The following is an 11113-nucleotide window of genomic DNA, read 5'->3' on the forward strand; positions in this document are numbered from 1 at the left end:
ATTTGCAATTTATTATAAATTAGTATTATCCCGATTCCTATTTATAATAGCGTAAACCACATAGCACTAAAACCACTAATCTATTGTTTGGTGACTGGTTAAATGCAAAACTCCTGCTCAACATGATGTTGGCAGGAGTTTTGGTGAAGAAAAAATATATTTATTTTTTCTTTGATGTTGAGGAGGATTTACTCGTAGAAGGTGATTTTTTAGGATCGTTTTTTTTGTCGTCCTTCTTAGGTGCTTCCTTTTTCTGATTTTTGTCTTGTGTAGCCATTTTTATTTTTTTTAAATTGATTTGAACTATATATTAAAGATAAGCTTAAACGATTCATGAAAAGAGTTCTAAAAATCCAATAAATAGCTCTAAAAAAAATATTTCAGGAATCCATAAGGTTGTCAATGGCTTTCTCCATGTCGATGCCTTTTCCTAAAATTTTTATAAATGGCTCATCCCTGTCCCTGACCCGTTCCGGAACCGAATTTATCGTAAATTCAGTAATTTTGAGACTAGATTTCACTTCTGACCAATCCAAGGGCGTGGAAACTGTGGCGTTCTTTTCTGGTCTTACACTGTAGGCAGATGCAATTGTCTGTCCTTTGCGGTTTTGTAAATAATCCAAGTAAATTTTTGGGCCTCGTTTTTTAAGTGAACGTTCCAAAGTAGTCAAATCAGGCAATTGCTCATGGATAAACACACATAATAATTTTGTGAAATCTCTGGCTTCTTCATAAGAATACAAGCCACCCATGGGGATATAAATATGCATCCCCGAGGCTCCTGAAGTTTTACAATAACCTTCTACTTTCGCTATATCCAAGATTGCTTTTGTTGCCAATGCGGTTTCTACCACCTGTTCAAAAGTGTTTTCTTTTGAGGGATCTAAATCTATAATGGCGTAATCGGGGCGGTCCAGTTGATAAATAGTAGAATGCCACGGATGCAATTCAATACACCCTAAATTATTCATATAAAGTAAGGTGGCTTGGTTTTGACATAATAGATAATTGATTTCTTTTTCTGAGGATTTTGAAGCAATAGCCACTGTTTCAATCCAAGCCGGAAGATTTTCATGATCCTTTTGGTAAAAGGAATCCCCTTGGATCCCGTTAGGATGGCGATGCAAACTTTCAGGACGGTCCTTTAAATACGGAAGGATAAAGTCGGACATTTTAATATAATAGTCCAAAAGGTCATACTTGGTTAGCTTGGCGTCAGGCCAATAGAGTTTATCGGGATTGGTAATTTGTACTTGAATGCCATCAACTTCCAATGAAAATTCGGATTTTATCGTCTTGGTCTTTTTGACTGATTCTGTGGTTTCTAAATAATCAAAAGCAATGGATTTATCTTCCCTCAGGCGTAAAAAAACAGGATGGCGCATGATATTTGAAGGCGTCCATTCCGAAAACCGTACCTCACAAACCAATTTTGGAAGCATCCAGACGGCTTCGCGCCCTTTGAGATGTTGACCGATTTGAAATGCAGGTGTCTCAGTTTTTAGGACTTCAAATTTATTATAGAGATCATTAATTTGTATCTCTGAAAAGCCAGTGCCACAGGTGCCCACATATACCAAAACGCCATCTTCTACCATTCCCAAAATCAAAGAAGCAAATTTTCGTGATTTTGTTTTTGATAAAGTGTACCCACAAATGATGGTTTCAGTGTCTTCAATTTTTTTAAATTTTAACCAATTGGTAGTTCTTAGATTAGGATCGTAAGTGGAACTGCTTTTTTTGGCAATAACGCCCTCCATTCCCATGGCAATCGCTTGTTCGTAAACCGTAATTCCCATCGCATCCACATGATCACAATACTGAATATGAGAAAACTCTAATATTAAGGACTTCAATAACTCCTTTCTATCCAATAACGACAGTTCTATTGTGTCATGGTCATTGAGATGTAAAAGGTCAAAGACATAATATACCAAAGTTCCCTTTTTTGAATCGGACTGATAATTCTGCAAAGCACTAAACTGTGGAATTCCCTTCTTATCCAACACCACTATTTCGCCATCCAAAATAGCGGTATGATCAATGGCACCCAGCTCATCGTGAATTATTTTAAACTTCTCGTTTAACGAAATACCATTTCTGGAGTATAGCTCTACGTGACCAGATTCTATATTTGCCAAAGCGCGATAGCCATCATATTTCAGTTCATAAATCCAGTTTATATCATTAAATATCTTTGTTCCTGGAGACGCTAACATGGGTTTAACAAACGATTTCAAATTAAGCGCTGAGCTCTTGTGATTTGACGAAGTAGAAAATGACTCTAAAACAAAATCTTCAGCGTTGTAATTCAATTCGGTGGCAAATTCATCAGCATGTTTAATAAGCAGCCATTGGTCTTTTTTGTTCATGGACGACGAACGCACCAAAGTGAAAATGCCCTTAAGTTTTTGTCCGTAGAAAACAATTTTTAATTTGCCATCTGCATAATCAGAAGACAGCTCTTGTTCAGGATATAGATTTTCATAATGGCCTTCGTCCCAAATGGTCATCTTCCCTGCACCGTAATTTCCTTTAGGAATGACCCCTTCAAAAGTTAGATAAGCCACCGGATGATCCTCGGTATGGACGGCCAAGCGCTTGTCTTTAGGATTCATGGACGGTCCTTTAGGAACGGCCCAACTCTTTAGGACGCCTTGCATTTCCAAACGTAAATCATAATGCAAATGGCTCGCGCGATGGCGTTGGATCACAAAACGGAATTTATTGGCATGATCAATAAGGTCTTTGGGCTCTGGCGTGTCCTTAAAACTTCGTTTTTTTCTATAATCTTCGAGGCTCATGCTATGAGGCTTTCTTTTTGCCTTGCTCTAAACTGGCTTTAAGTTTTGCCATCAAATCCTTAGCAGCAGTCGGCTCACTTTCTGATTTTTCAACTTTGATTGTTTTACCCGAAGCCTTTGATTCGATAATTTTGAGCAGCTGTTTGTTATACACATCTTTGTATTTATTGAAATCAAATTTCTCAGTATAATTCTCGATCAGGGTTTCCGCCATTTTGATCTCTTTTTTAGAAGTTTTGGTTTTAGGGACTTTAACCTCTTTAGTATCTCTAATCTCTTCGGCAAATCGGATAACATGTAAGACAATAACATCTTTATATACGCCAATGAGCGATAGATTTTCCTTCTGCCGCATGACAAAAGTGGCCACCCCAAGTTTCCCTGTTTTCTTCAAGACATCCCGCAAAAGATTATAGGCTTTTCCTCCCTCTTTTTGAGGTTCGAGATAATAGGGATTTTTAAAAAGTAGGTCCGACACTTCAGAAGCTTCAACAAACTCCTCAATATCTATGGTCTTACTTTTCTTGACATTAGCATTTTCAAAATCTTCTTTTTCAAGCACAATATAGGCGTCGTCCTTTTTAAAACCTTTCACGATATTCTTCCATTCCACTTCTTCTCCACTATCCTCATTGACCCGTTTATATCTAATTCTGGCATGATCATGTTTATCCAACATGTCCAAATCCAACGTACGACTTTCTGAAGCCGAATACATTTTTATAGGAATCGATACGAGTCCAAAGCTGATGGTGCCATTCCAAACTGATTTCATAATTTATTTTTTTATAAGCAAAATTTAAACAATGTATTGGAGACCAAAGCGTTCAAAAAGAGAAAATTTTAACGTAATCGAAAATTACGCAACCTAAAAACAAGAAAATCATTAGGTATCTTCCCCCTTTTGAGTGACCATAACACCTAACATCACTGCATTTAGTAGAAATGAAATTCCGTTGGTCAAAATTATTGGTCAATCCATTTTTAAGAAGCCATAGTGTTTATATAAGTTTTCATGAGCCCTATAACATAAAAAAAACCATGAATTAAAAATGAAATCCGTGGTTTTTAGGCAATCATACATTGTAATAGAAAAACCTATTGCAAAGTGTAAAATGATGAATTAAGAATCCCAATCCCTAATCTCTTTTTCTATCTCTGTTGTACTGCGATTCGTACGTCGGGCAATACTTGCGATCATTTGGTCAAAATTCCTCTTTTTAGAATCGACATCATCATCAGTAATGGTCGGATTTTTTTTGCGATAATCCGCTTGAATATTACTCCATCTTCCTTCTAAACTATCATCTCCAGTATTTAATTTACTGTCTTCAGTATAGCCGCGGTGCTTGTTGTTTTCTTTATCTAAACTCATAATTAATTATTTTTTAGGTTTATTTGGTTTAAAGCCATCTTCGCTAGAGTCGTCTTTTTCACTATGGACTTTTGTACTTCCCCTAGCATGTTTTGTACTTGATTCTTCTCTGTCAGTTTCCTGATCCTTTTGTTTGTCGCTCATAATATTTTCATTTTTTAGTTTAACATGTATAATGTATCAAATAAGGATGTCCCACTTTAGCTTAATTCGAAATAATTTTGACGCACGAGCAATTTTGAGTGCAACAACTAAATGAGTAAATCCAGACTTCACTCTTGACGCTAGATCTCAAAATTATCAATTATCGAATTGAATGATTAGTTCAATTCACAAGAAAAGTTGCTCATAAAACAAATTGCATTGGGCAAAAATCAAAAGTTGAAAACTCTTTTTTTATCTAAAAGTATTATTCTGACACCGGAAAAAATGAGATATGCATCAATCTCATGCGCGTCTTGCGCCGTTTTGAATATTTACCTATCTTTCAACTAAGTCGACGCGATTAAGTACAGCCCCTCAGCTCTATAGATGTCAAAACCTAAATCCGTTAAATAACCTAAGGTACCAGTTCAATAAACACCCTTGATATGCCTTTTAAAGCTTTTTTTGATGGCCCCAACAACTATAAAAAAAGGTTTTGTTTTTATGAGCAAGGTGGATCTCCATTTTTACTTGAGAAATTCATTGCCATTCTTGAAGCTCAAAAGGAGGATATTGAAGAAATCAACATGTCTTGGTATTTGTACAACAATAGATTCCTACATGATTACCTTAAAGCGCTTTCCAAAAACGGAATTAAAGTGAACGTTATTACCATTCCTTTAGAAGGTTATGACCATTCAAAACCGCAAGTTTTAGAAGACCTGATTACAGGAGAAAGACGAAAAAAAAGCGTGACAAAATATGATCTGGCAAAGGACATATTTGCAGAAATGTACCATTCCAAAGCCTATCCGAATTTCAATATTTACTTTTTCCCCCATTTATACGTCAGAAGTCCGCTTGTGAATAAGTTTTCAAGAGGCGCTTTACCGTATTCGCTGCATGTTAAATCGGCTTATATAAAGAAAAAAACGGGTTCTATAATTGTATTGAGTTCTTCAAATTTAGCCGTCAGGGATTTAGTGAAATATGAATCCATGATTTGTATTCAAGACGAAACTGCTTATGAAGATGCGTTTCAATCCTTTTACAGCGATTTAATCCGTAATTCCATCACCATTAAAGACTATAAAAAAAGTTACAATACAATATGTAATACTTTTGAAGCCATTGATTTTAAGAATGCAGATTCCTCATTTATCACCGCACCATTTTATAAAAATTCCGCAAATCTCTTAGACAAAACATTGACCGATTATATACGTTCAGCGAAAGAAAGAATCATCATTTGTGCACAACATTTAGCCGCATTCAATTATGAATTCAATGCCAAATACCATTCAACAATTACGGAAAGTGAAACCCGCCAGGGTATTTTAGGTGCCGTTATAGCTATGGCAAATAAAGGCGTGCACGTCACTTGTTTGTCACAAACATTCGCCCCTTCAGCCGATGAAGCAAAGAATTTTGAAGGCATAGCATTCAGAAAACCATTAAATACCAATAATTTTCAACAGTTCTACGCCCAGCTCGCGCTTACAGAAAACGTCGAATATTTTGTGAACGAACACCTGCATTCAAAATTCATCATAATTGATAATAAACTGATCTATTGCACCTACAATTTCACCCCAACCCAATTTATCTATCTCGATAAGGTTAAGATTTCGCGTTTTAAAAATATGCCAGACTTGAGTTATGAAGGCATTCATTGCGAAGTCGGAATGCATGTTATTATTGAAAACGAGCGCATTTTAAAGTTGTTTGAAGAACATATCGCCATGATAAAAAATGAATCGGATACGATTCAAGTTAAATAATGATTTTAGTATCCTCCATGAGATTCAGTCTGTTTGTCTGTTCATGTTTGAACGAGAACTTTAAATTCGCCGCACCCTACCCGATAATTCCTTTAAAACATTTATTTTTGTCAAAAAATGACAAGTCTCATGAAAACCACCTTTGGAGAGTACATCCGACTTTTACGAAACGAAAACGCATTAACTTTGACCCAACTTGCGGCCAAATTAAATTTGGACACTGCGAACTTGAGCAAAATTGAAAACGGAAAACGAGACTTTGATGAAAAACGCTTATCAAAATTGGCGAAAATATTTAATCTCAATACTATAGAGTTGCGAAATGAATATATTACGGACCAGATTGGAAAACATATTTATGAAACAAATTGCACCAAACAACTGTTACAAGTTGCAGAGGAAAAAGCCGAATACCGAAGAACTCTCAACAAATCCATCCAAACACCATAGCATATGAAAATAGTATCTTTTTTTGCCGGCGCTGGCGGACTGGATTTAGGGTTCCAACAAGCGGGTTTCAATGTGGTTTGGGCCAATGAATACGATAAGGAGATTTGGGAAACGTATGAAAAGAACCATCCCCAAACGACACTTGACAAGAGAAGCATTATGGATATTCCCGCAGACGATGTTCCTGAATGTGATGGCATCATTGGTGGTCCTCCTTGCCAAAGCTGGAGCGCAGCAGGGGCAGCAAGAGGTATCAAAGACCAAAGAGGCCAATTGTTTTATGATTTTATCAGAATATTGGAAGCCAAACAACCAAAATTCTTTTTAGCCGAAAATGTGAGCGGCATGCTGATTTCAAAACACTCAGAAGCTTTAGATGGGATTAAAGAGCTTTTCAAGAATGCAGGAATGGGTTATGAACTTTCATTTCAAATGCTAAATGCAGCGGATTATGAGGTACCACAAGATCGTAAAAGAGTGTTTTTTATCGGTATTAGAAAAGATTTGGATTTCAAGTATCTATTTCCAACGGAAACATTCCCAAAAATAACGTTGGAATCTGCAATTTCAGATTTAACCGAAAGTGCTCTACCTGCCTTAGAATTCAACAATACGAATGGCGATGACTGTACCATTCCAAATCACGAATATATGATTGGCGGTTTTTCAACCATTTATATGTCTAGAAACCGCGTGAGAAGTTGGGATGAACAATCGTTTACCATCCAGGCCGGTGGACGCCATGCGCCTATCCATCCACAAGCTCCAAAAATGAAGTTTATAGAACAGGATGTTCGTGTTTTCGTTCCCGGAAAGGAAGATTTATATAGACGGTTAAGTGTTAGGGAATGCGCGCGAATTCAAACCTTTCCAAATGACTTCATTTTCCATTATAACAAGGTTGCTGCAGGATATAAAATGATCGGAAATGCAGTGCCCGTAAACCTTGCCAAACATATTGCCTTTAGTATCAAAACTCAGATTGGGGAAGCCGAAAAGAAACAAAAGCTGGTGATTAATAAAAAATTGAAAATAGAGAATACACTTTCGTAGTGAAATGGGTTTTCCTATCTAAAGCCAGTTTAATAAATAATTCTCAAGAGCTTACTTTTGCAACATGCTTAAAATCGACGTTTTGAACTCGACTTTGCCTGAATTTGTCTAAAAAATATACGAGCGATATTGATGGATTTTCATCTTAATCCGACTTTCCATAAATTTGAGAAAATTAGCATATCGGCTCAAATATCACACAACTTATAGAAATTATAGTGATGTTTGTCATCATGAATGATATAAAATCAGATTATCTTTATGCAATAGGCCAATAGTCATCGTTTAGGCGAGAAACCTATTAAATTATAGGACATAGTATACTCAAGCACTTATAAAATCTGAAGAAATGATAAAACCAACTTCCTATTTCTTAACTATTTGTAGATGAAAAACAAAATCCAGAATAAAGTTTTGTTTCAGAATATTTTTGAAGCATCAGGTGAAGGGATTATTGCTGTTGATGAAGATGGCGATATTTTAACCTCAAATCCGGCATGCGAACAACTTTTTGGTTATAATCCTGGCGAATTGAATGATCAAAATATTGATATTCTCATTCCAGAAAAATATAAGCATCTTTATAAAAATTATATTAAAAAAAGAGGTCCAGGCCTTAAAAGAGAAAGACACCTCTGGGGCATTAAAAAAGATGGCAGTACATTTTATTTAAACCTCCGCATTAGTCCTGCAATAATCGATGGAGAAGATATCACGATCGCCTTTTTTTGGGATGCCACACAAGAAAAAGAATACGCGCAAGAATTGGAACAGAAGGTACAAGAGCGCACTCAGGAAGTCATGGAAACAGTCCAGAAACTTTCAGAATCCAACATACGCCTTGAAGATCAAATACGAATTACCAATTTGGCTGAAGGCGAAGCGGTAACGAGTAAAAACATAGCCTCGGAAATTGCAAAAAATTTCCCGAATGGTTTTGTGGCAGTCATGGATGAACAGGCAAAAATAATATTTGCTGATGGAGACGCTTTAGAGCAATTGGGATTAAAACCTTTTTATCAAGAAGGCAGATCCATTGACGATATTTCTGTTTTTTCCGATGAACGAAAATCACAAATCAAAGAAAGCATTAGAAAAACGCTTTCAGGAACACATCTTTCTTTTGAAGTCACCTATAAAGACAGATATTTCGCTGTAAACACCGCACCACTGACGGACAAAAACAATAAAATAAGTAGTTCCCTGCACGTTTATAATGATATTTCCAAACAAAAGGAAATTGAGTTTACCATTCAAAACGCGTTAAAATCAGAACAGGAATTAAATGATATGAAATCCCGTTTTGTGTCTCTCGCATCCCACGAGTTTAGAACACCTTTGAGTGCGATCCTCACTTCGGCAATTTTAATTGGCAAACAAAACGGCGATGGCAAAACCGAGAAAAGAGAAAAATACTTGGCTCGAATAGAAAGAAATGTCAAAAATTTGACGATTATCCTCAACGACTTCCTCTCCTTAAGCAAAATGGATGAAGGCGCGGTAATGCCCATTAATAAAAAGTTTGATTTGATTTCCTATTCTAAAAAATTGGTCAAGGAGACCAATATCACTTTAAAGAAGAACCAGACCATAAACGTATCAAGCGAAAATAAAGAACTGTTTGTGCATCTTGACGTGAAATTATTAAACCACATCCTTAATAACATATTATCGAATGCGTCCAAATATTCATCCGAAGGTTCCCAAATCGATTTTAATATATCAGAAAAAAATAAAACCGTTTTGTTGGAAATTTCCGATCAAGGGATAGGTATTCCGCAGGATGAACAAAAATACTTGTTCGGGCGTTTTTTTAGGGCAAAAAATGCCTTCAATATTGAAGGCACCGGACTGGGATTAAATATTGCAAAACATTATACAGAATTAATGGGCGGCACCATAACATTTAATAGTGAACCAAATAACGGCACAACCTTTTCGGTTGAGCTTCCAATACAGAAATAAAAATGAAAAAAATACTCATTATTGAAGACAATCAAGATGTTCGTGAAAATACAGCAGATATTTTAGAACTCGAAGGTTATGAGGTCGCTTCCGCAGAAAATGGAATAATAGGGGTTGAACGTGCAAAAGAACTCTTGCCAGATGTCATTGTCTGTGATATTATGATGCCAGAACTGGATGGCTACGGTGTACTTGAAGAATTGAACAAAAACGCCCAAACATCGAGCATTCCCTTTATTTTCCTGACGGCAAAAACCGAGAAAATAGATATGCGAAAAGGCATGAATCTGGGTGCCGATGATTATTTGACCAAACCCTTTACTGAAACGGAATTATTGGAAGCTATTGAAGGCAGGTTAAAAAGACATGATTTCTTAAGAAGAGAATTTTCAAGGTCAATAGAAGGCGTTTCACAATTTATTGAAGCAGCTTCATCCTATTTGGAATTAGATCATTTGTCTAGAGATTATAATCCGGTAAATTACACTACCAAAGATCTTATCTATATGGAAGGTGATGCGGCAAACACTTTATACTTCATAGAAAGTGGGGTAATAAAGACGTTTAAAACCACCGAAAAGGGCAAGGAATTCGTAACCGGTTTGTGCGGTCCTGGCCACTTTATAGGGCAATTATCCCTACTTTCAGACAACGGCACTTATATTGAATCGGCTGCGGTATTGGAAAATGCTGTACTTTATGAAATTCCTAAATTAGACTTTACCTCACTTATAAAAGAAAACAACGTTGTTGCCAATAAATTCATGAGCTTACTTTCCAATAATTTGGTAGATGTTCAAGAACTCATGGTCAACGTCGCCTATGCCACCGTGAGACAACGCGCGGCAAAAGCATTACTTGACATACATGACCAACGTATTTTAATCAATGATGACGATAATGGCATCAGTATAGGAAGGGAAGATTTTGCAGGCCTTATTGGCACGGCAACGGAAACGGCCATTCGCATGCTGACCCGATTTAGTGAGGAAGGCCTGATATCCTTTGGTGTGAGAAGAGAGATCATTATAAAAGAGAAAAAGACCTTAGAACATATTGTGATGTTCGGTTAAGGTCTTTTCCTTGGGATATTATCCCATTTTTCTTTTTCATTAATTCAATGCATTTTAGCGAATGGCATCCTTGGCGTCTTTTACAAATTCTGACACGTTCTGGGACGTATCTGTAACTGATCTTTTAATTTTCCTTCTTGTTTTACTGCCCTTATATGGCGCAAAAAGAATTCCAAGTCCAGCACCAATTGTGGCACCTGTTAAAAGAGCGAGCATTAATTTTCCATTACATCTTTCCATAATTTTATCTGTTTTTAAGTTATTTTTTCTAATCATAAAGATAAGATAAATGCCCTTGATATAAAATGACCTAGGTCATACTTACTGAATAATTTAGAAAAAAATCAGAAGTAATCAATTCGTTTAAACCATATTAAACTCACTAACCTTAATTTGTATTTTACATATGAGGGGATTGAATTTATCCACCTCTTTTTTAATCCGAAACTTTCGAAAACACCAATTGAT

Annotated in this window: 10 protein-coding genes; 5 read left to right on the forward strand and 5 right to left on the reverse strand. The window is 36.3% G+C overall.

What is annotated here, in order from left to right:
- Nucleotides 1-380: 380 nt before the first annotated feature.
- The 4 genes from ligD to ESZ48_RS19320 all read right to left on the reverse strand — a co-directional run bounded on the left by ligD (nucleotide 381) and on the right by ESZ48_RS19320 (nucleotide 4323).
- Entirely contained in the window at nucleotides 381-2804 is a 2424-nt protein-coding gene (gene ligD, locus ESZ48_RS11380; RefSeq protein ID WP_129017614.1) for a DNA ligase D, read from the reverse strand.
- A gap of 1 nt (nucleotide 2805) precedes the next feature.
- On the reverse strand, nucleotides 2806-3579 hold the full coding sequence (ku, locus tag ESZ48_RS11385) for a non-homologous end joining protein Ku (RefSeq protein ID WP_129017615.1): 774 nt from the start codon (nucleotides 3577-3579) through the stop codon (nucleotides 2806-2808).
- A 348-nt stretch (nucleotides 3580-3927) separates the two neighbouring features.
- Nucleotides 3928-4179 (reverse strand): hypothetical protein, encoded by a 252-nt coding sequence (locus tag ESZ48_RS11390; protein WP_129017616.1) that lies wholly within the window; start codon nucleotides 4177-4179, stop codon nucleotides 3928-3930.
- A gap of 6 nt (nucleotides 4180-4185) precedes the next feature.
- Nucleotides 4186-4323, reverse strand: a complete 138-nt coding sequence (locus tag ESZ48_RS19320) for a hypothetical protein (RefSeq protein WP_190246247.1) — start codon at nucleotides 4321-4323, stop codon at nucleotides 4186-4188.
- 446 nt (nucleotides 4324-4769) lie between these two features.
- Between ESZ48_RS19320 and ESZ48_RS11395 the strand changes: the two genes are divergently transcribed.
- From ESZ48_RS11395 to ESZ48_RS11415, 5 genes are all read left to right on the forward strand, one after another.
- Nucleotides 4770-6104 carry a phospholipase D-like domain-containing protein gene (locus ESZ48_RS11395; RefSeq protein WP_129017617.1) on the forward strand — a complete coding sequence of 445 codons (1335 nt, stop codon included), beginning with the start codon at nucleotides 4770-4772 and terminating at the stop codon, nucleotides 6102-6104.
- Between the two features lie 129 nt (nucleotides 6105-6233).
- Complete coding sequence (locus ESZ48_RS11400; protein WP_190246248.1) at nucleotides 6234-6554, forward strand: helix-turn-helix domain-containing protein; 321 nt, start codon at nucleotides 6234-6236, stop codon at nucleotides 6552-6554.
- Nucleotides 6555-6557: 3 nt separating this feature from the next.
- Nucleotides 6558-7607: a DNA cytosine methyltransferase gene (locus tag ESZ48_RS11405; RefSeq protein WP_129017619.1), complete on the forward strand. Its 1050-nt coding sequence runs from the start codon at nucleotides 6558-6560 to the stop codon at nucleotides 7605-7607.
- Nucleotides 7608-7994: 387 nt separating this feature from the next.
- Complete coding sequence (locus ESZ48_RS11410; RefSeq protein WP_129017620.1) at nucleotides 7995-9572, forward strand: sensor histidine kinase; 1578 nt, start codon at nucleotides 7995-7997, stop codon at nucleotides 9570-9572.
- 2 nt (nucleotides 9573-9574) lie between these two features.
- Nucleotides 9575-10645, forward strand: a complete 1071-nt coding sequence (locus ESZ48_RS11415) for a response regulator (protein WP_129017621.1) — start codon at nucleotides 9575-9577, stop codon at nucleotides 10643-10645.
- 54 nt (nucleotides 10646-10699) lie between these two features.
- Here the strand turns inward: ESZ48_RS11415 and ESZ48_RS11420 are convergent, their stop codons facing one another.
- Nucleotides 10700-10921, reverse strand: a complete 222-nt coding sequence (locus ESZ48_RS11420; protein ID WP_223266428.1) for a YtxH domain-containing protein — start codon at nucleotides 10919-10921, stop codon at nucleotides 10700-10702.
- Nucleotides 10922-11113 lie beyond the last annotated feature (192 nt).

This window comes from Gelidibacter gilvus (assembly GCF_004115975.1).
Classification (GTDB): Bacteria; Bacteroidota; Bacteroidia; order Flavobacteriales; family Flavobacteriaceae; genus Gelidibacter; species Gelidibacter gilvus.